The 22,370-nt window shown below is 68.4% G+C and carries 17 protein-coding genes; 13 read left to right on the top strand and 4 right to left on the bottom strand.

The features are described from left to right. The first annotated feature begins 36 nt into the window (after positions 1 to 36). Both AC5RTS_RS08955 and AC5RTS_RS08950 read left to right on the top strand, forming a co-directional pair. A complete protein-coding gene (locus tag AC5RTS_RS08955; RefSeq protein ID WP_493991718.1) occupies positions 37 to 4,386 on the top strand; it encodes a type VII secretion EssC family protein in 4,350 nt (1,449 codons plus the stop codon). 65 nt (positions 4,387 to 4,451) lie between these two features. After that, complete coding sequence (locus AC5RTS_RS08950) at positions 4,452 to 6,437, top strand: serine/threonine-protein kinase (RefSeq protein WP_493991717.1); 1,986 nt, start codon at positions 4,452 to 4,454, stop codon at positions 6,435 to 6,437. A 111-nt stretch (positions 6,438 to 6,548) separates the two neighbouring features. On the opposite strand, the gene AC5RTS_RS08945 is transcribed toward AC5RTS_RS08950, so the two are convergent. Beyond that, positions 6,549 to 7,430 (bottom strand): manganese catalase, encoded by an 882-nt coding sequence (locus tag AC5RTS_RS08945; protein ID WP_493991716.1) that lies wholly within the window; start codon positions 7,428 to 7,430, stop codon positions 6,549 to 6,551. 213 nt (positions 7,431 to 7,643) lie between these two features. On the opposite strand from AC5RTS_RS08945, the gene AC5RTS_RS08940 reads away from it, so the two are divergent. Beyond that, the gene (locus AC5RTS_RS08940; RefSeq protein WP_493991715.1) at positions 7,644 to 7,943 is read left to right on the top strand and encodes a hypothetical protein; all 300 of its coding nucleotides are present in this window, start codon (positions 7,644 to 7,646) and stop codon (positions 7,941 to 7,943) included. 18 nt (positions 7,944 to 7,961) lie between these two features. Here the strand turns inward: AC5RTS_RS08940 and AC5RTS_RS08935 are convergent, their stop codons facing one another. Continuing rightward, complete coding sequence (locus tag AC5RTS_RS08935; RefSeq protein ID WP_493991714.1) at positions 7,962 to 8,828, bottom strand: patatin-like phospholipase family protein; 867 nt, start codon at positions 8,826 to 8,828, stop codon at positions 7,962 to 7,964. 156 nt (positions 8,829 to 8,984) lie between these two features. Here AC5RTS_RS08935 and AC5RTS_RS08930 point away from each other — a divergent pair, with 156 nt between their 5' ends. The 3 genes from AC5RTS_RS08930 to AC5RTS_RS08920 all read left to right on the top strand — a co-directional run bounded on the left by AC5RTS_RS08930 (position 8,985) and on the right by AC5RTS_RS08920 (position 10,979). Continuing rightward, a complete protein-coding gene (locus AC5RTS_RS08930) occupies positions 8,985 to 9,440 on the top strand; it encodes a 23S rRNA (pseudouridine(1915)-N(3))-methyltransferase RlmH (RefSeq protein WP_229960300.1) in 456 nt (151 codons plus the stop codon). A 110-nt stretch (positions 9,441 to 9,550) separates the two neighbouring features. Further along, a complete protein-coding gene (locus AC5RTS_RS08925; protein ID WP_493991713.1) occupies positions 9,551 to 10,162 on the top strand; it encodes a hypothetical protein in 612 nt (203 codons plus the stop codon). A gap of 70 nt (positions 10,163 to 10,232) precedes the next feature. Further along, on the top strand, positions 10,233 to 10,979 hold the full coding sequence (locus AC5RTS_RS08920) for a YcnI family copper-binding membrane protein (RefSeq protein WP_493991712.1): 747 nt from the start codon (positions 10,233 to 10,235) through the stop codon (positions 10,977 to 10,979). Positions 10,980 to 11,046: 67 nt separating this feature from the next. Here the strand turns inward: AC5RTS_RS08920 and AC5RTS_RS08915 are convergent, their stop codons facing one another. Further along, on the bottom strand, positions 11,047 to 12,108 hold the full coding sequence (locus AC5RTS_RS08915; RefSeq protein WP_493991711.1) for an NAD(P)-dependent alcohol dehydrogenase: 1,062 nt from the start codon (positions 12,106 to 12,108) through the stop codon (positions 11,047 to 11,049). A 47-nt stretch (positions 12,109 to 12,155) separates the two neighbouring features. On the opposite strand from AC5RTS_RS08915, the gene AC5RTS_RS08910 reads away from it, so the two are divergent. The 5 genes from AC5RTS_RS08910 to AC5RTS_RS08890 all read left to right on the top strand — a co-directional run bounded on the left by AC5RTS_RS08910 (position 12,156) and on the right by AC5RTS_RS08890 (position 20,126). Next, positions 12,156 to 12,728, top strand: coding sequence for a TetR/AcrR family transcriptional regulator (locus AC5RTS_RS08910; RefSeq protein ID WP_493991710.1), 573 nt, complete (start codon positions 12,156 to 12,158; stop codon positions 12,726 to 12,728). 110 nt (positions 12,729 to 12,838) lie between these two features. Then, positions 12,839 to 13,498: a DUF4232 domain-containing protein gene (locus tag AC5RTS_RS08905; protein WP_493991709.1), complete on the top strand. Its 660-nt coding sequence runs from the start codon at positions 12,839 to 12,841 to the stop codon at positions 13,496 to 13,498. Between the two features lie 69 nt (positions 13,499 to 13,567). Then, a complete protein-coding gene (locus tag AC5RTS_RS08900) occupies positions 13,568 to 18,454 on the top strand; it encodes an ATP-dependent helicase (protein WP_493991708.1) in 4,887 nt (1,628 codons plus the stop codon). A 32-nt stretch (positions 18,455 to 18,486) separates the two neighbouring features. Further along, entirely contained in the window at positions 18,487 to 19,284 is a 798-nt protein-coding gene (locus AC5RTS_RS08895) for an Fpg/Nei family DNA glycosylase (protein ID WP_493991707.1), read from the top strand. 446 nt (positions 19,285 to 19,730) lie between these two features. Then, entirely contained in the window at positions 19,731 to 20,126 is a 396-nt protein-coding gene (locus AC5RTS_RS08890) for a VOC family protein (RefSeq protein ID WP_493991706.1), read from the top strand. Between the two features lie 75 nt (positions 20,127 to 20,201). Here AC5RTS_RS08890 and AC5RTS_RS08885 read toward each other — a convergent pair whose 3' ends face one another. Next, complete coding sequence (locus AC5RTS_RS08885) at positions 20,202 to 21,068, bottom strand: LysR family transcriptional regulator ArgP (RefSeq protein ID WP_493991705.1); 867 nt, start codon at positions 21,066 to 21,068, stop codon at positions 20,202 to 20,204. Between the two features lie 69 nt (positions 21,069 to 21,137). Between AC5RTS_RS08885 and AC5RTS_RS08880 the strand changes: the two genes are divergently transcribed. Both AC5RTS_RS08880 and AC5RTS_RS08875 read left to right on the top strand, forming a co-directional pair. Continuing rightward, positions 21,138 to 21,734 carry a LysE/ArgO family amino acid transporter gene (locus AC5RTS_RS08880; RefSeq protein WP_493991704.1) on the top strand — a complete coding sequence of 199 codons (597 nt, stop codon included), beginning with the start codon at positions 21,138 to 21,140 and terminating at the stop codon, positions 21,732 to 21,734. Positions 21,735 to 21,914: 180 nt separating this feature from the next. Beyond that, a complete protein-coding gene (locus tag AC5RTS_RS08875) occupies positions 21,915 to 22,364 on the top strand; it encodes a GNAT family N-acetyltransferase (RefSeq protein WP_493991703.1) in 450 nt (149 codons plus the stop codon). The last annotated feature ends 6 nt before the right edge of the window (positions 22,365 to 22,370 follow it).

Raw genomic sequence — 22,370 nt, 5'->3', positions numbered from 1 at the left:
GACGGGGCATCATTCCTCTATGGAAGGAACGCCCCGGTGCGTTTGCTGATCGATCTGGACGAGCGCCGCTTCGAATGCGAAGTGGCGCACGCTGCCCAGTCCACCACGCTGGCAGACCTCGTGGAGACCGCCGGCGGGCCGCGCCTGGCACCCACCGAGGCAGTGTTCCTGGACGACTCCCAGGTCTCCGGCTCCACGCCGGTCTCCGAGCTGGTGCTGCTCGAGGGCAGCCGCGTTGCCCGGACACCGTGGCCCGCCACCCCGCGGGTGCGCGGGTGGAGCGTGACCCTGGCCGGGGGCCAGAGCGCCGGCACCGTCACCAGTGTTCCGCAGGGCCGGGAAATGCTCATCGGGCGGTCACCGCACGCGGACCTGACGCTTCCGGCCGAAAGTGCGTCCTGGGACCATTGCCGCCTGCGCCGGGAAGAGGACGGGTTGCGGGTCCTGGACAGCGGTTCCACCAACGGCACCCTGGTTAACGGTGAGACCGTCGGCGAGGAAGGCATCTTGGTCGAGGACACTGCAACCGTCACTGCCGGCGGCACGGTTCTCCTCCTGCGACGTTCACTGGACGAGACCCCCGCCCCGGCGCCCGGCAGCCTGCACAACCTCACCCCGGCAGCAACGGCGCCGTTCAACCGTCCTCCCCGGCCGGGGCAGGCCCCGCCCGGCGACGCACTGGTTCCCCCCACCCGCAAGGACGTGCCCCCGGCCAGCAAGTTCAGCTACATCACGGTCCTGGCGCCGCTGGTGATGGCCGGTGTCATGGTGGCGGTCCTGGGCGATATGCGCTTCGCCATGTTTGCCATGCTCAGCCCGGTAATGGCCGTGGGCATGTGGTTCGAGCAAAAACGCCGGCACACCCGCGGCTTGAAGGATGAGGACGAGCGCTTCACCGGGGCGATCAAGGAATTCGAACAGCAGATCCGCACCGCGGCCGAAGCCGAGACGGCCCGCCGCCACCGGATGATCCCGGATCCGGCCACGGTGGTGCGCCGCCCCGCGCTGCCCGCCACCTCCCTGTGGCAGCGCCGGGCCGATGCGGACGATTTCCTCGCCCTGCACGCCGGCACCGGTGACGTCCCGTGGAAACCCGAAGTGGACCGCGCAGCCTCATCACGCCTGGATGAAAAGGTCAAGGAATCCCTGGCCGCCGCCCGGCTGCTCGCCGCCCCGGTACTGGTGGACCTCACCGATGCCGGTGTGGTGGGCATTGTGGGCCCGCGCGACGGCGCCCTCGCCCTCGCACGGTCACTGCTGGTCCAGGCCGCGGTGCACGTGGGCCCGGCGGACCTGACCGTCGGCGTCTTCTGCGACGCCGGCCGCGCCGAGGAATGGGAGTGGGCCTCCTGGCTGCCGCATACCCGCCAGGCAGGCAGCAGCAACGGCCAGCGTTGGATGTCCTCCCACCGCGAGACCAGTGTCGCCATGCTGCGGGCGCTCAAGGACACCGTGGAGGAACTGCCCACCCCGGCACTGCTGGTGGTGCTGGACTCCGAGGTACTCACCGAAGGACGGGACGCTCCCGCCCGCGCCCTGCTCGGCATGGGCCGCTCCGCCCCCGGAGCGCACATCAACCCGAAGGACCGCCCGGCCCGGGCCGCCGGCATCGTGATTGCGACGTCGGAGGAACAGCTGCCGGCCTCCTGCACCTCCATCATCAGGGTGGGGGAAGACTCCGCGGCCACACTGGACCAGCCGGAGGACCTCACCCGCGTGGAAGACGTCATCCTGGCCGGGCTCGACCATGAGGAAGCCCTGCGCTGTGCCATGCGGGTGGCGCACTTCGACGATCCGGAACTCAACGTTCCCGGCGCGTCACTGCCGTCCCTCGTGCGGCTGCCCGACCTCCTGGGCTACGGCCAGCCCGATGCACCGGCCATCCGCCGGCTCTGGGACGCTCCCACCGGGATTTCCGCTCCCATCGGCACCGGTGAGGACGGGGCCCTGAGCCTGGACCTGGTCAAGGACGGCCCGCACGGGCTCGTGGGCGGCACCACGGGCTCCGGTAAGTCCGAGTTCCTGCGCTCGTTCGTGGCCGGCCTCGCGGCGCGTAACGATCCCACCCGGCTGAACTTCATCCTGATCGACTTCAAGGGCGGTGCAGCGTTCAAGGCGTGTGAACGCCTGCCGCACACCATCGGCACCATTTCCAACCTGGACGAGCAGCTCGCGGACCGCGCCCTGCAGGCCCTGGAGGCAGAAATGGAGCGCCGGCAGCGGGTGTTCGCTGCCGCAGGCGAAGGCATCGACAACCTTCCCGCCTACATGGCGACCAACCCGGCCGAGCCGATGCCCCGGCTGCTGCTGGTGATTGACGAATTCGCCATGCTGGCCAAGGACTTCCCGGACGTGCTGCAGGCCCTGGTCAGCGTGGGTGCCGTGGGCCGTACCCTGGGCGTGCACATGATCCTGGCGACGCAGCGGCCCGCCGGCGTCGTCAATGACGACATCCTGGCCAACACCAACCTGCGCGTGGCCCTGCGGGTGCAGAGCCGCGAAGACTCCAACAACGTCATCGGCGTCCCCGACGCCTCCGCGATCGGCCGGGCCCAGATGGGCCGCGCCTACGTGAAACTGGGCCAGGACGACATCACGCCCGTGCAGACCGCCCTGGTCACCGGACGCGCGCAGATCGGCGGCGGGCCTGCGGTGGATGTCCGCGAGATCGGCCCGTTCGGCGTCCCCGTCCCGCCGCCCGCGCCGCCGCGCTCCGCCGTCGCGGACGAGAATGATCTGGACCTGCTCATCGACGCCATTGTCGAGGCCAACGCCGACGCCGGGTACGCCCCGCCGCGCCCGGTCTGGCCCGAGGCCCTGGGCGAACGCGTGGAACTGGCGGGCTTCCTCCCGCAGGCCGGCACTGAACCGGGTGACGCCGAAGGGGCCGACGTCGAGCCGACGGGAACAACGACGGTCGCGTCCCCGGCAGACCCCGCCGTCCCGATGGTCGGCGGAGTCGAGGGTTCCTCGGTCCTGGTCACCCTGATGGACGAGCCGGAGCTGCAGCGCCAGTCCCCCTCCGGCTGGGACATGTCCGCCGGGAACCTGATGCTGCTGGGTGTGGCGGGTTCGGGCACCACCACCACCCTGGCCTCCATTGCGCTGACCCTCGCCGGCTCCACGGATCCGGCGGACCTGGACCTGATGATCCTGGACATGGGCTCCCGGGAGCTCGAAGTGCTCAAGGACCTGCCGCACACCGTGGCCTATGTGGGCACCGGCGCCGGGGCCAAGGAACAGCAGGCCCGCTTCCTGCGGCACCTGCACACCGAAATGGAGGCCCGCCGCGCGGATCCGAGCCGGAAGAGCCGCACCGTGGTGCTGCTGGACGGTCTGGCCTCCCTGCGTGACGAGTTCCAGGACTATGAGGGCCAGCAGCTGCTGGACCTGCTGTACCGGGCGTACGCCGACGGCCCCGCCGTGGGACTGTCATTCGCGGTCTCCACCACACGTGCCAAGGCGGTTCCCACCGCCATGAACGAAGTGACGCTGCAGCGCTGGCTCTTCCGCCTTGCCGACACCTATGACTATTCCTCCCTCGGCATCCGCGGCAAGGCGATCCCCGCTCCCCTGCCCGGACGCTGCGTGGATCCGCGGAACACGCTGCAGATGCACGTGGCCACCCCCGCCGTCGGAATAGCCGAGGCAGTGGAAAGGGTCCGGCAGATCTGGGGGGATGTGCCCGCGAAGGCTCCGGCCATCCGGCGCCTGCCCTCGGACATCACGCTGGAGGAACTCGGCGCCCGGCCGCAGCTTGAGGGCGAGCCGTGGCTGATCCCGGTGGGTATGCAGGAAGCGGATTTCTCCCCGGCCTTCCTGGAAATCTACGAAGGCGAGCACGCACTGATTGCCGGCCCGGCCCGCTCCGGCAAGTCCACGCTGCTGCTCGCCCTGGCCGACGCCCTGCGCGGTACCGCCACACCGCAGGGGCCGGCGCAGGTCTGGGGCATCTGCGACCGCCGGTCCCCGCTGGCCTCCGCGGACCTGGACCGGGTCGCCGTCGGGACGGATGAAGTACCCGCCCTGCTGGCTTCGCTGCGGCTTGAGCGCGGGCCGGTGTTCCTGCTGATCGACGACGCCGAACGGTTCGAAGACGCCGATCAGTCCATCGGCGGGGTGGTGGCGTCCGGCCAGGCGGGGCTGTGTGTCATCGCGGCGGGCCGCTCGGCGGATCTGCGCGGGCTGTACAGTCATTGGACCAAGACAGTGCGCAAATCCCGGCTGGGCGTCCTGCTGCAACCCGATGTAGATTACGACGGCGAGCTGCTGGGCGGCATGCTCCCGCGGAAGGCTCCGGTGGCCATCACCACCGGACGCGGGTACATCGGCATCGGCGGCAGGATGGCGTTGATTCAGTCGATCAGCGCCGGGGTCCGTTCCTAAGGGATCGGGCCGGGGCAAGGCGGCGGTGCTTGGGGAAACAGAACATCAGCGTTGGGGAGTAAGGCATGCAATTGGCACAAACGGGCCAGGCCCTGGGAGCGTCCTACCGCTTCGGCGAGCGTGTGGGCTCGGGTGCTGCCGGCGAGGTCTGGACGGTTACGTCCGCCGACGGCCGGACTTATGCTGCGAAAATCCTGCGCCCCGAACACGCTGATGATCCCTCCCTGGTAGAGCGGTTTGTCCGTGAGCGTTCGGTGCTCCTGGGGCTGCAGGGTTCCAACATTGTTACGGTCCGCGACATGGTCGTGGAGGGCTCCCGCCTGGCGATCGTTATGGATTACGTGGCCGGCGGTTCGCTGCGCGAAGTGGTCAAGGACGTCGGGCCGCTACGGCCGGCGGACGCGCTTGCCGTGGCGGCCGAAGTCTTCGATGCGCTGGCCGCGGCCCACGCCAATGGCATCACGCACCGTGACATCAAGCCGGACAACGTCCTGCTTGAAAACCCCTGGCCCCAGTGGACCCCGGGAGATGTCCGGGTCTCCGACTTCGGCATTGCCGATGTTGTGGGTGAACGGATCCGCGAAACCACCGGGCTCATCGGCACACCGCAGTACATGCCGCCCGAGCTCATCAGCCGCGGCCGCTCCGGTCCCGCCGGTGACGTCTACTCCACGGGGGTTCTGCTTTACGAGCTCCTCGCGGGCCGGACCCCCTTTGCCGGCCCCGGACCGGATTTCAGCGTTGCGTACCGCCATGTGTCCTCCCGTCCGCCGCGGATCCCCGTGGATGATGAGCTCTGGACAATCCTGGACGGGCTGCTGTCCAAGGACCCGGCCGGCAGGCCCACCGCACCGGAGGCCGCCGCAAAACTCCGTCGTCTGGCTCCCCGCCTGGCGGATCAGTCACCCCTGCCGCGCGGCGAGGCGCCCGAGGAATTCGACGAAGTGGAACGCCCCGCCACCCTGGTCCGGGGAGCGTTCTCCGACGCGGACCTTACCGATCTGGCCTCGCCCCCGGCGGAGGGCGTCAACACCGTGGTTCCCGAACTGGGAGAATCCGGCAACGCCACCATCGCCCGTCCCCTGCCGCGCCGCGAGCTGTCTTCCCGGACCGAGGCCGCCGCAGCCGCAGAGCCGCAGGAGCCGCCGTTCTGGCGCACCCGCAAGGCACTGCTCCTCGGCGGCACCGCAGTGCTCCTCCTTGTCGCGATGGTTGTCGGGTTCGTGGTCCTGGCGCCGTCCGGCAAAAAGGCCGACACCGCTGTGGCTGCCGAGCGTCTCTCCGCGCAGGCCGCGGGAACCGCGATGCCCACCGGGCTGACCATTTCCCGCAGTGCATCCTTCGAGCCGTCCAGCGGCAAGGTCCGGCTGAGCCTCGCCTACGCGGCGCAGAAAGCTCCACTCTCAGGTGACTTCCTTGAAATCATCCCGGGGCTCGCCGAAGGTGACACCTGTCCCGCCGTTACTTGGGAGGGCGCTGCGGTGACCCGGAACCAGGCCTCGATCACCGGCGTCGACGTGGAATGCGGCTGGAAACTCTCAGACCTTCAGATCCCGGCCGGCGGGTCCGTTGAGGTCAGTGCCGAGGTGCCGGTGGCCCCGGCTGACCAGCAGGCCTTCGATGAGTGGCTGCGTGCCGGATCCGAGGCCACGACGGCGGCGGCGCAGGATCCGGAGGTGAAAGGCACAGCCTATCCGGCCCAGCGCCTGATGGGCGTGGAAGTACGCACGCCTGCCCGCGTGGTGACGCCCAGCCCGCTGAAAATCACGCTGCTTCCCGTGTGGGCCGGAGGCGCCGATGAGCTCAATCCGCTGTACGTCAGCCCCGCGTCCGGCAGGCCCTCCCAGATGCTTACCGCAGTGACCGGCGGCGAGAAGGGCCTGCGCTTTTCCGACGGGTGCGGCGGGGCGCTGGCCGTGGACAGCTCCGGGCTCACCGTGACGGCCCTGCAGATCACCCCGCAGTGCACCGTAAGGGCCAGCGTCGGCAACTTCACCGAGCTGCAGTCCCCACCCTTCAGCATCACCTCGCGGGAGAGCTCGGGCGAGTAGGTCCCGCCGGGCGGCGATGTTCCGGCCGGACGCACGCAAAGAGGCCCGGAGGCCGCTGCCTGGATTGCAGGCTGCGGCCTTCGGGCCCCTTCCCCTTACGTCACGGCCGAGCTACTCGCGGTGCAGTTTGTCCTGAACCGTGCCGGCAACCTTTTCCACCACGTTGGGGACGTCGGTGGTGCCGTAGTAGCGGGCGTCCGGGCGGGTGACGTCCGGCATCGGTGCCGACGTCGTCGGGCCCTCGTGGTAGCTGAACTCGCCCTTGCCATCCGGGGTGGGACCTGAGGCCCAGGAGCCCTCGGAGGCATGCTTTCCGTCAGAGAAGTTCAGGTACTGGTAGGACACTTCGCGCTCTTCCTTTTTGATCGGGAAGTTGCTCGGGACAGGCAGGAGTTCGTAGCCCTCTTCCTGCAGTTCCTTCGCAGCGGCAGTCCACTGGTTCTGGTGCATGGTGTCGCGTGCCAGCAGGAAGGAAAGCAGATCCCGCACACCCTTGTCATCCGTCATGTGGTAGAGCCGGGCCACGGCCAGGCGGCCCTGCATCTCCGCATTCGCATTGGCCGTGAAGTCTGCCAGCAGGTTGCCGGAAGCAGTCACGTACCCGGCAGTCCACGGGTTGCCGTTGCTGTCCACGGGACGGGCGCCCGCCCCGGCCACAATGGCGTGCTGGACATCCATGCCGCCCACCACAGCTGCGATGGTCGGATCCGACTGGACCGCGTCGTCGGTAATGCCCAGCGGTGCCTTTTCGAGCAGCTGGGCGATCATGATGGCCAGCATTTCCACGTGGCCCATTTCTTCAGCGGCAATGCCGTAGAGAAGATCCCGGTACTTGCCGGGAAGGTGGGAATTCCAGGACTGGAAGCCGTACTGCATGGCTACGGTGATTTCACCGTACTGGCCGCCGAGCACTTCCTGGAGTTTGCGCGCGTAGACGGCATCCGGCTTGTCCGGTGTCGCCTTGAACTGTAGTTCCTGCTTATGAAAGAACACTATTCACCTCCGCATATCAGGCCCGCATCGGATCGGGTCGCCAAACGTGGCGGTCCGCAGGCCGGTGACAGAAACCTAGTCCAATCCGGAGGTAGTAAGCAAACTTACTAAGGGTGGCCATTTCCCTCTCTGCTGACAACTAGGGGAGCTGCGGCCACCTTCCTTCGGCAGGGACGCACCCTGCCCTGCCGTTGCCTTTGTAGGATGAAGCACATGGACACCAACGGATCACAGCCCACCCTTGCCCAGCTGCGCAACCGCCAGACGGAGCTGGTGCTCGCTCTGGCCAACGAGACCCGCACCGACCGTCTGCAGCAGTACAGCGACGAACTGGAGTTCCTGGTCAAGCACATTCAGGAGCGCGAAGAGGCAGCGGCAGCAGGCACCGCTGACCCTTCCGGCGCGCCGGACCCTGGGCAGGCGCAGGGCGCGGGCGTTGAACAGCGCGAAGACGGCGTGGTGATCGAACCGGGTTCCGATCTGGAAACCGACGTCGACGCCGACAACCGGTAGCGGAGCCCGCCTTAGGCGTCAGTCCTCCCAAAACCGGCGGACGTCGTCGGCAATTTCCTTGGCCTGGCGCCTGCCGGCAGCCACTGACGGCTTGCGTGTGGAGCCGAGAAGCATGTTGGTTCCGAAGGCCTGCAGTGCCTGCGCGTCCGCCTCGATCAGGTAGGACTTGCCCTCCTTGGAGATGGTCTTCAGCGCCTGCGGCAGGGTGGGTCCGAACGGGCTCTGCGGTGCCTCCAGGCCGCAGGACACCACCAGCACCTTGTCATGACCGGCAGCAACATCGGCATTGGTTGCCGAGCGCATGCCGCCGTCCATGTAGACCCGCCCGTCGATGTGCACCGGCGGCCAGACGGTGGGCACCGTGCAGCTGGCCGCGACCGCCAGCCCCAGGTCAGTCCCCGAGCTGCCGTCAAAAACGGTAAAACTGCCGTCCTCGGCATCTACGGCGGCAACCCCCAGCGCTTTTTCGGGCCACGCGGGGTAGGGCACCAGCGTACGGATGCTGTTCACCCAAGCTTCTTCAGTGAGCGCGGTATCCGCCGCGAGCGCCAGCCGCCCCAACCGGGCGCGGGCGGCTTTTTCCCCGCCGCCGCCCTGGCCGGCCGCGCCCATGATGTTCATGAACCGCTCGCCGTCGAACGTATCCGGCTCCTGGTAGTCCCTGCCGCTGGTCCCCTCCGGCGACGCTTCCTGGGCCGCCACGGCGGCGCGCACCTGCCCGAACCGCAGGGCTGTTCCCACCACTGATCCGGCTGAGGTGCCCAACACCAGGTCCGCCTCGTTGAGATCCACCCCCAGATCCAGCAGTTCCGCCAGCAGCCCGATTTCCCAGGCGATACCGGCCACCCCGCCGCCACCCAGCACCACAGCACGCGTTGAACGCATAGTTGTTCCTCCTTGGCTTCCGCCGTCGACGGCAGGCCGGTTCCGGCCCGCGCTACCTTGTTGGGCAGTGTAGGCCCGATCCCCGTCCGCCGGGACATACCGGCGGTTGGTTCCGCCGGTTACCTTCCGGCGCCGGTTCCGGGCTTGAATGGGTTTATGGCATTAAGAGTTCTAATGGTGGGCCGCAAGCACGAGGACTGGGTGGTGGACGGAATCCGCCGGTACGAGAAGAGGCTGAAGAAGCCCTTCGACCTGACGTGGGTGCCCATTCCACATTCGGCCCGGGAGGGTGACGCAGCCCGGAAGGAGGAATCCGAGCGGCTGCTGGCCAAGGTCGGCTCCGATTATGTGATCCTGCTCGATGAACGCGGCAAGGCCATCACTTCCCCCGCCTTGGCAAAGACCCTGCAGAAACCGCTGGATTCCTCCCGCAACGTCACGCTGATCATCGGCGGAGCGTACGGAGTGGACCAGAGCGTGCATGACCGGGCGGATTTCGTCTGGTCCCTCTCCCCGCTGGTCTTCCCGCATCAGCTGGTCCGGCTGATCCTGGCCGAGCAGGTCTACCGGGCGCAGGAGATTGCCGGCGGCCGCCCGTACCACCACGAATAGGCACGCCTCACATCCGGCCGGACCGGGCAGCGGACCGGGGTAAACTGGGGGCAGTTTTTTAGCAGTCCGGCTGGCCCTGCGCCGCAGCCGGCAGGACCGGAAAGGGAGCCATGCCCCAGCGCACTGACCCCTTCCGGCTGCTGCGTGCCGCAGCCGCCACCGCAGTGATCCTCGCCCTGGCCGTAGGCGCACACACGGCAGCGGGCGGAACGCTTCCGGCGCCCGTCCTTATGTTCGCCCTCGCCGCATTTACGCTCGCGGGCGTCACAGCCACGGCGGGGCACCGGTTCCGTCCGGGACGCCTGTTCCTGGTGCTCGGCGCCGCCCAGCTTGGCCTGCACCAGGCCTTCGCCCTGCTCACGCCGGCCAATCCCGTCTCCTGCACTCCCGGACCCGGGCACGGCGGCCACCATGGCGCGGTGCTGGACTGCCTGCCGGCTGCCGTACCTGCGGCTGCCGGGCACGGCCTGCACGACGCCGGCCCCGCCCTGTTCCTGGCGCACCTTGCGGCAGTGGTCCTCACAACTCTGGCACTGGCCCGCGGCGAAGATGCGCTGCACGCAGCTGCGGCCTGGCTGCGCCCGCTGTTCACCGCTCCGGCACCCCACACCTTCCGGATCGTCCGCCCCGCGGCCGTTCCTGCACCGACGCCCGGCCGGGCCCGCTCCCGGCACTGCCCCGCCCGCCCGGTGCGCGGACCGCCGTCGTACGCCTTGGCCTAAACCCTTTTCCTTATCCCTTGCCGCAATCTGCGGCTCCCGGCGCCCCTGCGCGCCATTGAAAGGCTTACCCATGCGTACCCGCACCTCTGCCCTGCTTGCCGCCGGCGGCACCGCCGCCCTGATGACCCTGGGCCTCGGCTCTGCCGCTGCCCACGTCCACGTCACTCCGGACACCACGGGCGCCGGCGACACGGCCCTGCTCACCTTTGACCTCTCGCACGGCTGCGAAGGCTCCCCCACCACGGCCCTGACCTTCACGCTTCCCGATGAGCTGACGGATGCCACCCCCACCGCGCACGCCGGCTGGGACGTCAAAAAGGTCACCGAGGAACTCTCCGAACCCCGGACCCTGCCCAACGGCTCACAGGTCAGCACGCGCACCAGCGCCGTGGTGTACACCGCCCAGGACCCGTTGGCCGACGGCGTGCGGGACACCTTTACGCTCAGCGTCACGCTGCCGGAGGATGAGGGCGCCACCCTGGCTTTCCCCGTCCTGCAGACCTGCACCGAGGGCGAAACCGATTGGGCGCAGGTGCCCGCGGAGGGGCAGTCCGGCCACGACCTGGACTCCCCCGCCCCGGTGGTCACCATCACCGAGGCGGACGATGACGGGCACGGCCACGACGGCGGTTCCACGGACAGCCACGGCAACCCGGCATCGGCGTCCTCCGGGACTGAGGATGACTCCGACCGCGACGATGACGACGGTGTTGAGGCCGCCCAGGTGGCCGGTTACACCGGACTCGGTGCCGGGCTGCTGGGTCTGGCCGCCGGCGTCACCGCACTGATCCGCACCCGGGGCCGCGCCCGGGGCTAGCCACTCCTTTCCCAGGTTTCTTCACATTGAGGCCCGTCCCAGCTCCAAGCAGGGACGGGCCTCACTGCTATTCGGCTGTGCCCGCCAGGCCTTCATCTATGCCGCGGAGGTCCAGCACGAAACGGTAGCGGACATCGTTCCGTCCCAGCCTCTCCAAGGCGAGGTTCGCCTCCTTCCACGGAAGAGTCTCAACGTCGGCAACAATGCCGTGCCGGGCACAGAAATCCAATAACTCCTGCGTGCGCCGGTGTCCCCCGCTTCCCGCGGACGCCAGCCGCTTCCGCCCGATCAGTAGATCCGTGGTGGCCAGGGTGAATGAGCCGAGATAGCCGAGGGAATACAGGATGCCGTCGAGATCCAGTGCCCTCAGGTACGGCGCCAGGTCATGCTCAACAGCCACCGTATCCAGGACAACGTCGAGAGTGCCGCGGCTCTCCTGCATGGCCCGCGCATCGGTTGAAACTATTACCTGCCCGGCGCCCAGGGCCCGGGCGTCTGAAGCCTTGGCGCGGGTGGTGGTAAAGACCGTGACCTCTGCTCCGAGCGCCCGGCCCAGCCGTACGGAGAGGTGCCCGAGGCCGCCCAGTCCGACGACACCGAGTCTGGTGCCGGGCCCAACGCCGGCTGCCCGAAGCGGCTCCCACACGGTCACCCCGGCGCACATCAGCGGCGCAGCACCGGCTGGGTCGAGTCCGTCGGGCAGGGCATAAACGAAGTCTTCCCGGGCCACGTACCGCCCGGCATACCCGCCCGCGGTCAGGCTCCCGTCCACGCGGTCCTTCCCGCCGTACGTCAAAGTCGGAAATTCCTCGCAGAAGTTCTCCTGCCCGGCCCGGCACATCCTGCAGGCCCCGCAGGAGTCAACGATATTGCCTACTGCCACCCCGTCCCCCGGCGCGAACCGCGTCACGGCGGGACCAACCGCCACAACTTCCCCGATGAACTCGTGTCCCGGCACCAGCGGAAAGGCGCCCCCGACACCCGTATGCAGGGCGTGAAGATCTGTATGGCAGATCCCGCAGAAAGCAATCCGAATATCCACATCGTCGTCGCGCAACGGACGCCGCCGGATTACTGCGGTCTCCAGAGGACCGCCGGTGGTTAAGGACTGAAGGGCAATGGTTTCCATACCGGGAGACACTACCTACTAGTTGGTAGTAAAGATATACTTTTCCCATGCCAAACGCCGAGGAAACCCGCCGCCGCATACTCCATGCAGCCACCGAGGAATTTGCGGTCCGGGGCATCGCCGGAGCCCGGGTAGACCGGATCGCCGCCGCGTCCGGGGCCAGCAAGCCCATGCTGTACGCCTATTTCGGCTCCAAGGAGCAACTGTTCGAGGCAGTATTCACCTCGCACGTGCTAGCCAACAGCAACCGGGTTCCGTTCACTGCGCATGACCTTGCCGGTTATGCGGTGCGCCTGTATGACGACTATGTCGCGGATCCGGCGCTCGTCCGGCTGATTGCCTGGAAGCGCCTTGAACGTGAATCCGCGGGCTATCTATACCCCGGACTGCAGGAGAATGATGCGGCACATCTGCGCGAGATCGAGCAGGAGCAGCAAACGGGGAGGATCCGTTCGGATCTCGAGGCGGCGGATGTCTGGTCGCTCCTGATTTCAATGGCCTCCACTTGGGCCCAGGCGTCAATCACCGCTGTCGCCGACGGCGGGGATCCCGCCCATGTCCATCAGAGGCGCCGGGCAGCGCTGGCCGCCGCGGTGGAGTCCGGCCTGGGCGTTCCGTAATTGTCAGCAGACCGCCCGACGGCCTCGCATGCCCGTAACGGTTGTGTGTCTTTCTGCCCCGCCCAGCGGGGCGGATTGACGCGCCCCCGACGCCGGGACAGGGTGAGACCATGAACACCCGAACCGCCGTCTCACGCACCGCAGCAACCCCCGCACGCAGGACCCTTGCCCTGCTGGTCCTCCTCACCCTTTCCGGATCGGCCCTGGCCGGCTGCGGTGCCCGGGACGATGAGGACGCCGGCTCCTCCACGCCGTCGGCCGCTGCCACCGCCTCCTCAGCGGCACCCTCCACCTCCGCGTCCCCGACTGCCCCTGCCGCCGAAGCAAGCACGAGCGCGGCGGCCGCCGGACCGGCGCTGTGCACCGCTGACATGCTCAGCGGAAGGGTGGAAGACATTCCCGGCGGCGCGTCGGCCGGCGGGGTGTCCCGTGCCCTGGTGCTGACCAATACGTCCGGCGGGGGCGCCTGCACCATGACGGGCTACCCCGGCGTCTCCTACCTTGATGCTGCGGGCCAGCAGGTCGGGGCTGCGGCCGGTCGGATCGACGGTGTTGCGGTCCCCGTGACACTGCAGCCCGGCCAGTCCGCCACTGGGGAACTGCGTGAAACCGTGGCCCAGAAATACGGCGACTGCCAGGTGCAGGACACAGCCTCCCTGCTGGTCTACCCGCCGGAGGACACTACGTCCCTGACCGTCGCCTACCCCTCCACCGGGTGCCTGAACGAGGACATTGAACTGCTGCTGGTAGGGGCACTGCAGGCCCGCTGATATTCGGCCTGCAGCCAAACCCGCGGCAGCGGCAGGGAAACTGTCGGCGCGGTGGGGAAGAATGGTGGCATGACATCGGCGTCCCCGGTGCCGGCCCTATCCCGGCAGGCCCGGTCCGTACTCGGCAAGTTCACCCCAGCCACCCGGGAGTGGTTCGAGGGTGCCTTCGCCGCGCCCACCCCGGCACAGCTGGGCGCGTGGGACGCCGTGTCCGAAGGGGCCAACGCCCTGGTGGTTGCCCCTACCGGATCCGGCAAAACCCTGGCCGCGTTCCTCTGGGCGCTGGACAGCTTCATTGCCGCCGCGGCGCAGGACACAGATCCCACCCTGGACATTTCCCTGCCTGCCGAGACCAAGGTCTCCGGGTCCCGGCGCGCCAAGGAACCCAAACGCAAAACCAAGGTGCTGTACATTTCGCCGCTGAAGGCCCTGGGCGTGGACGTGGAGCGCAACCTGCGGGCCCCGCTGATCGGCATTACGCAGACCGCCAAACGGCTCGGCCTGCCGGCGCCGTCCATCACCGTGGGCGTACGCTCCGGCGATACCCCGCAGAATGAGCGCCGCGCCCTGCTGACCCGGCCGCCGGACATCCTGATCACCACGCCGGAGTCCCTGTTCCTGATGCTGACCTCGCAGGCCAGGGAAACCCTCGCCGAGGTGGAAACCGTCATTGTGGATGAGGTCCACGCAGTGGCCGGCACCAAGCGCGGCGCACACCTGGCTGTGACTCTGGCCCGGCTGGACGCGATGCTGGAGAAGCCGGTGCAGCGGATCGGGCTCTCCGCCACCGTGGAACCGCATGAAACCGTGGCCCGCTTCCTGGGCGGCAATGCGCCGGTGCGGATCGTGGCGCCGGAGTCGAAGAAGAACTGGAACCTCACGGTCACGGTTCCGGTGGAGGATATGTCGGACCTGGGCGGCGCTCCGGCGGTCGAGGACACCGTGGAGGGCGGCTACGCTCCGCAGGCGAGCATCTGGCCGCATGTGGAGGAGAAGATTGTCGACCTCATTGAAGCCAACCGCTCCACCATTGTGTTTGCCAATTCCCGCAGGCTTGCCGAACGGCTGACCGCACGCCTGAACGAGATCCACGCCTACCGGCTGGAGGCAGCCGCCGCGGCCACCGGGACCGACGACGCCGCGCCCGCTCCGAGTACAGGAACCTCCCGTCCGCCGGCCCAGATCATGGCCCAGGCCGGGGTCTCGGTCCTGCGCCGCGAGGACCTGGCGGTCGACGACGACGGACCCCTCCTCGCCCGCGCCCACCACGGCTCGGTGTCCAAGGACCAGCGTGCCCTGATCGAGGATGACCTGAAATCCGGGCGGCTGCGCTGTGTGGTGGCCACCAGCTCGCTGGAACTGGGCATCGATATGGGCGCTGTGGACCTGGTGGTACAGGTGGAATCCCCGCCGTCCGTGGCCAGCGGACTGCAGCGCGTGGGCCGGGCCGGACACCAGGTCGGGGAAATCTCGCAGGGCGTGATGTTCCCCAAGCACCGCGGGGACCTGCTGAATTCCGCCGTCACCGCCGAGCGGATGCTGGCCGGCCAGATCGAGCCGCTGGCCATCCCGGCCAACCCGCTGGATATCCTGGCGCAGCAGACCGTGGCGGCCTGCGCCCTGGGTTCCATTGATGTGGAGGAATGGTTCGACGTCGTCCGCCGGTCCGCTCCGTTCGCCGGCCTTCCGCGCTCCGCGTTCGACGCCACCCTGGATCTGCTCTCCGGCCGTTATCCCTCGGACGAGTTCGCCGAGCTGCGCCCGCGGATTGTGTGGGACCGCACCGAAGGGACCATCACCGGCCGGCCCGGTGCCCAGCGGCTGGCGGTGACTTCCGGCGGCACCATCCCGGACCGCGGGCTCTTCGGCGTCTATCTGGTGGGTGATTCCGAAGGCAAAAACAGCCGCCGGGTCGGGGAACTCGATGAGGAGATGGTCTATGAGTCCCGGGTGGGAGACGTTTTCGCGCTTGGTGCCACCAGCTGGCGGATAGAGGACATCACCCATGACCGGGTGCTGGTCTCCCCCGCGTTCGGCCAGCCCGGCAAGCTGCCGTTCTGGCGCGGGGACTCCCTGGGCCGGCCGGTGGAACTCGGCCGTGCCCTGGGCGCCTTTGTTCGGGAAATGGCCGGCTCGGAGGACGCCGCTGCCGGCGAACGGCTGGCCGCCGTCGGGCTGGACGAGTGGGCCGCAGGAAACCTGATCACCTACCTGCGCGAACAGCAGCAGGCCACGGACGTGGTGCCCAACGATAAATCCCTGGTGGTGGAACGCTTCCACGATGAGCTCGGCGACTGGCGGGTGGTCCTGCACAGCCCGTATGGCATGCCGGTCCACGCGCCCTGGGCACTGGCAGTGGGGGCCCGGCTGCATGCGAAGTACGGGCTGGACGGCTCGGCGATGGCCTCCGATGACGGCATTGTGCTGCGGGTACCGCTGATGGAGGATGAACCGCCCGGCGCCGAGCTGTTCCTTTTCGATCCCGAGGAACTCGACTCCATTGTCACCGCCGAGGTGGGCGGGTCCGCCCTGTTCGCCTCGCGTTTCCGCGAATGCGCGGCGCGCGCCCTGCTGCTGCCGCGGCAGAACCCGTCCAAGCGGACCCCGCTCTGGCAGCAGCGGCAGCGTTCCGCCCAGCTGCTGGATGTCGCCAAGAAGTACCCGACTTTTCCCATCGTGCTTGAAACCGTGCGCGAATGCCTGCAGGACGTCTACGATCTGCCGGCTTTGAAAGACATTGCGGCCGGGATCGAGCGGCGTGAGATCCGGCTGGTGGAAACCACCACCCCCTCGCCGTCCCCTTTCGCCCGGTCCCTGCTCTTCGGCTATGTTGGCGCCTTCCTCTACGAGGGTGACTCCCCGCTGGCCGAACGCCGGGCCGCCGCCCTGTCCCTGGACCCGACGCTGCTCAATGAGCTGCTGGGCCGGGCCGAGCTGCGCGAACTGCTGGACGCACGGATCATTCACCGGATCGAGCAGGAGCTGCAGCGCCTGGCTCCGGACCGCAAGGTCCGCGGATTGGAAGGCGTGGCCGACCTGCTGCGCCTGCTCGGTCCGCTGTCCGTTCCCGAGGTGGCTGCCCGGCTGCAGCCTGCGGAACCCGGCCCGGAAGGCAGCACCCCCGAACCGGCATCCCAGGACTACGCCGAGGAGCTGCTGGAGGCACTGGTCCGCGCCAATCGTGCCCTGAAGATCGGCATGGCCGGTACCACCCGGTACGCCGCCATTGAAGACGCCGCCCGGCTGCGCGATGCCCTGGGTGTTCCGCTGCCCATGGGTGTTCCGTTCGCCTTCATTGAGCCGGTGGCGGATCCGCTGGGGGACCTGGTGGGCCGCTACGCGCGCACGCACGGCCCCTTCACCGCGGCCGAGGCTGCGGCGCGGCTGGGCCTGGGTGTTGCGGTGGTGACCGGCACCCTGCAGCGGCTGGCGGGCGAAGGCCGGGTGGCCGAAGGCGAATTCCGGCCGGCGGAAACCCTGCTGCTGGACGCCAACGACGGCGTGGATTCCACTCCCGCCGCCACCGTCACCGTCCCGGGCACCCCGGGCGGCACCGAATGGTGTGACGTGGAGGTGCTGCGGCGGCTGCGGCGCAGCTCGCTGGCGGCACTGCGTTCCGAGGTGGAACCGGTGGACCCCGCCACCTACGGCCGGTTCCTTCCCGTGTGGCAGAACGTGGGAACCGGGCTGCGCGGGCTCGACGGCGTGGCCACCGTAATTGACCAGCTCTCCGGCGTGCCCATTCCGGCATCGGCCTGGGAGCCGCTGATCCTCGGGTCCCGGGTGCGGGACTATGCTCCGGCCATGCTGGATGAGCTGACCGCCACCGGCGAGGTCCTCTGGTCCGGCCACGGGTCCCTGCCCGGCAACGACGGCTGGATAGCCTTGCACCTGGCGGAGAACGCCCCGCTGACCCTGAACCCGTCTCCGGACTTCGAGCCGGGTGCCCTGCACCAGCGGCTGCTGGAAATCCTGGGCAACGGCGGCGCGTACTTCTTCCGCCAGCTTAGCGATACCCTCGCAGCGGTAGGGCCCGCCGAAACCGATGCCAATATTGTCTCCGCCCTGTGGGAACTCACCTGGGCGGGACAGATCAGCAATGACACATTCACGCCGGTGCGTTCCCTGCTCTCGGGCGGGAAAACAGCGCATAAACAGCGGGCTGCCACCCCGCGGGCACGCACCGCGCGCATGGGACGGCTGGGCCGGGCGCCCGGTGCTTCACTCACCGGCAGTTCAATGCGTCTTGCCGCCGGAGGCACGGCCGCGGCGGCACTGCGGAATGCCCCGCCGCTGGTTGCCGGACGCTGGAGCCTGCTGCCGCCGGTGGAGGCCGACGCCACCCTGCATGCGCACGCCACCGCCGAGCTGATGCTGGACCGCTACGGTGTGGTCACGCGCGGCTCGGTGGCCAGCGAGGGAACCATGGGCGGCTTCGCCCTGCTCTACCGGGTCCTCGCCCGGCTGGAGGAAATGGGCAGGTGCCGGCGCGGCTACTTCATTGAACAGCTCGGTGCGGCCCAGTTTGCCGTTCCCGCTACGGTGGACCGGCTGCGGTCCTTCTCCGAAGACGCCCAGCTCAAAGCCCCCGAACCCGCCGCCGTCGCCCTCGCTGCCACGGACCCGGCCAACCCGTTCGGCGCCGCCCTGCCCTGGCCGTCGCTGGACGGCGGGCACCGGCCCGGCCGCAAGGCCGGCGCGCTGGTGGTCCTGGTGGACGGCAACCTGGCCCTCTATGCCGAACGCGGCGGGAAAACCCTGCTGACTTTCACGGAGGATCCGGAGCTGCTGCAGCTCTCCGCCGCCGCCCTGGTCCAGATCATTCGGCGCGGTGCGGCGGAGAAAATGGCCATCGAGAAGGTCAACGGTGCGGATATCTTGGACACTGAGGCAGCTCGGGCATTGACCGCCGCCGGTTTCTACACCACTCCCAAGGGGCTGCGGTACCGTGTCTGAGACTTCCCTGCGGAATCCGGAAAGGAGGCGGCGTGCCTGAAGGCGATACCGTCTGGCGGGCCGCCCGCGATCTCAACGCCGCACTGGCCGGTCAGGAGCTTACCCGGTGCGATCTCCGGGTCCCCAAGTTCGCCTCCGTGGACTTCACCGGCGACCCGGTGCAGGACGTCGTCGCCCGCGGCAAACACCTGCTGATCCGGGGCGGGGATCCCGTGGAGGGCTGGATCCTGCATTCGCATCTGAAAATGGAGGGCCTCTGGCACGTGTACGCCCGCGGGGAAAAGTGGCGCCGTCCGGCGTTCAAGGCCCGCGCCGTGCTGGAGACGGCCACGCATCAGGTGGTGGGCTTCGACCTGGGCTTCCTGCGCGTACTTCCACGCAAGGAGGAGGACGACGCCGTGGGCTACCTGGGCCCGGACCTGCTGGGACCGGACTGGGACGCGGAAGAGGCGTTGCGCCGGCTGCGGGCCGAGCCGGAACGACCCATCGGACTGGCCCTGCTGGACCAGCGGATCATGGCCGGGGTGGGCAACGTGTACCGGTGCGAGCTGTGCTTCCTTTCAGGTGTGCACCCGAAAACCCCGGTGTCCCAGGTGCCGGACCTGCCGCGGATGGTGGACCTGTCCAAACGGCTGCTGGAAGCCAACAAAAACCGGTCCCGCCGGATCACCACCGGCGCTGTCGGCCGGGACCAGCTCTGGGTCTACAACCGGGAAAAACGCGGCTGCCTGCGCTGCGGCACCAAGGTGGCCCATGAGCTGTTCGGGGATAACGAACTGGAGCTGCGGGACCTGTATTACTGCCCTCACTGCCAGCCGTTGCGGGGTTAGCTTCCCCAGTTTTCCCGACCGGTTCCAGTTTTCCCGACCAGTTCCTGAGTTTCCGGCCGTTTCCAGTTTTCCGACCGGTTCCAGCGTTTTCGACCGGTTCCAGCGTTTTCGACCGGTTCCAGCGTTTTCGACCGGTTTAAACCCGCCGGAAAAACGCAAAGTGGTCGTAAAAACCCAAAACGGACGTTTCGGCCCTTGTCTGACGCAGCCTTGCCCGCTGGCTAGAAGGACAGGGGCGGTGGCCGGGGCTCGGGTTCCGGGCTCGAGCCCTAGCGGGAGAGGTCGCCGGGCCTCGGGCCCGGGGCTAGAAGGACAGGCTGCCGGGCCTCGGCCTCGGGCCCGGGGCTAAGGACAGGCGGTCGGGCCTCGAGCTCAGGGCCGGGGTTCAGGGCTCAGGCTTCGGCGACGTCCTCCATCCCGTCCCGGTGAATGGCACAATCCTCCGTATGACACCTGGACAGAAGTCCAACGCTGCCCGCGGTTTTCAGCTGTCTGCGACGACCATCAGCTCCCCGGAGCCTCGGACCCTCGCCGCCTTCTATGCGCGGCTTTTGGAATGGGAGACGGTGCAGTCGGAGCCGGATTGGGTGGTGCTGAAAAACCCGGCAGGCGGGCCAGGTTTGTCCTTTCACATCGACGAACATTACGTACGCCCGGTGTGGCCCTCCGAGCCGGGAAACCAGCAGATGATGATGCATCTGGACATTTTGATCGACGATCTGGACCGGGCGTCCGCACATGCCCGGGCATGCGGTGCCGTGGCTGCGGAGTACCAGCCGCAGGAGGACGTAAGGGTGTTCCTTGACCCGGACGGGCACCCTTTCTGCCTTTTCGTGCACTGAGCATCCTGCACCGGGCTTTCCTGCATTGGGGTTTCGTGCACCGGCCTTTTCCTCACCGCGCTTTCGTGCCCGCCGCTACCTCAGCTGCCGGCCGGCCCTTCGAATGGCGTCGGTCATGCGACGCAGGCGGTCCGAGTCCAGCTTCCACGCCTGCCAGTACAATTGGACGTCCTCGTGTCCGTGTGCATCCAGGAGCACCAACCTCCCGTCGTCGAGGTCCGTGCCCAGCTGGAGTTCCGGCAGCATGCCCCACCCCAGTCCGGCGCGGACGGCGGCCAGAAACGCCTCGGAGGAGGGGATGGTGTGCCTGGGCGGATCCACTGCGACGCCGCGTGCCGCCAGGAAGCGGCGCTGCAGATCGTCTTTGGAGTTGAAGCGGACCACCGGCATGGCCTCCCAGTTGATCCCTGCCTGCCCGGTAAAGCGCCTCTGCAGTTCCGGCGTGGCCACGGGAAGGTAGCGCATGGCGCCCAAGGGCTCGGTCCGGCACCCGTTGACGGGGTTGGGGTCTGCGGTGACGGCGGCAATAACGTCTCCCCTGCGCAGCAGCCGTGCACTGTGGTCCTGGTCTTCCACCTGCAGGTCCAGGGTGCTGTCCGTCCACGCGGCCGTTTCGGCAAGAACCGGGACAAACCACGTGGCGAGGGAATCCGCGTTCACGGCCACCGGCGTCGTCGTGCGGGACGACGGCGCGCTGGCGAGGGCGTGCCGAGCCTCGGACTCGAGCAGCTGTATCTGCCGTGCCATCCGCAGCAGGACTGCACCGGCGTCCGTGGGCGTGCATGGAGAGGCCCTGCGGACCATGATCTGCCCCTCGGAGTTTTCCAACGCCTTGATCCGCTGGCTGACCGCCGACGGACTGATGTGCAGCAGGTCTGCGGCGGCCTCGAAGGTTCCCTCGTCGACGACGGCGGCCAACGCCCGGAGGTGTTCAAGGTTCATGAAGCAAATCTAATGCATGCTGCAAAACATTCGTTGGCCTGAAGACGGTCAGCTGGCTACCGTGGAAGCATGTGGAGCATAGCGGCAACCGGCATGGTCACCGGTCTGGCATTGATTGTGGCCATCGGCGCGCAGAACGCCTTTGTGCTGCGCCAGGGCATCCGGCGGGAACATATCGGCACCGTGGTGCTGCTCTGCGCGTTTAGTGATGCCGTGCTGATCCTGGCCGGCACGGCAGGAATCGGTGCGTTGGTCTCTAGGTTCCCCCAGGCACTGGACCTGCTGCGCTGGGGCGGCGCCGCCTATCTGGCCTGGTTCGGCATCCGGTCCATCCGGTCGGCCCTGAAGCCTTCTGCCCTCGGCGCACAGGCACCACGCTCCCGCGGATCCGTGGTCAGAACCACCCTGGCGCTGACCTACCTGAATCCGCATGTCTATCTCGATACGGTGGTGTTCCTGGGCAGCCTCGCCAACCAGTACGGCACCGGTGGCCGGTGGGTTTTCGCCGCCGGCGCGGTGGCCGGCAGCATCCTGTGGTTCTCCGCCCTGGGTTACGGTGCGCGCGCACTGGCAAAACCGCTGAACAGTCCCCGGACCTGGCGGATCCTGGATGTGGGCATCGGCGTGGTGATGCTGGCGTTGGCCGTGGCCCTGCTGCTGCGCTGATGCCCGGGCGCTGCTGTTGTTCGCCGCGCCGTCAGATTTGCACCCGTCGTTGGGTTCGCCGCGCCGTCAGATTCGCACCGTCGTTGGATTCGCACCGTTGCTGGGTTCGCGCCGTCGTTGTGGCCCGCGCCGGGGCCGTAACACACACCGCCCCGCCGCCTGGCGTGGAAGCATTCACCTGTGACTTCCGAACCCCACCGCTCCGAACTCGACAGAGCCGAACCGTACCGACTGCTCAATACCGCTCCTCCCGTGGAGGCCTACCTCCGGATGCCGGCGGACTCGGGCCTGACACCCAAACGGCCGGACCAGGCCGAAGCGGCCCTGGCCGGAAGCTGGCTGGCCGTCCACGTCGTGGAAGCGGCAACCGGGACCCCGGTCGCCATGGGCCGCGTGATCGGTGACGGCGGCTGGTATTTCCATATTGCGGATATGGCCGTGCTGCCCGGCCACCAGCGGCAGGGGCTGGGCGACCGTGTGCTCACTGAACTGCTGGCACGGATCCGGGCCGAAGCCCCGGCCGGAGCCTGGGTCACGCTGATGGCCGATCCGCCCGGCCGGCGCCTGTATGCCCGGCACGGTTTCCGCGAAACCGCGCCGGACTCCCTGGGCATGGCACTGACCCTGTAGGCAGCA

It is taken from the genome of Arthrobacter sp. MDT1-49-2 (assembly GCF_059090185.1).
This window is presented reverse-complemented; position numbering and strand designations above follow the sequence as displayed.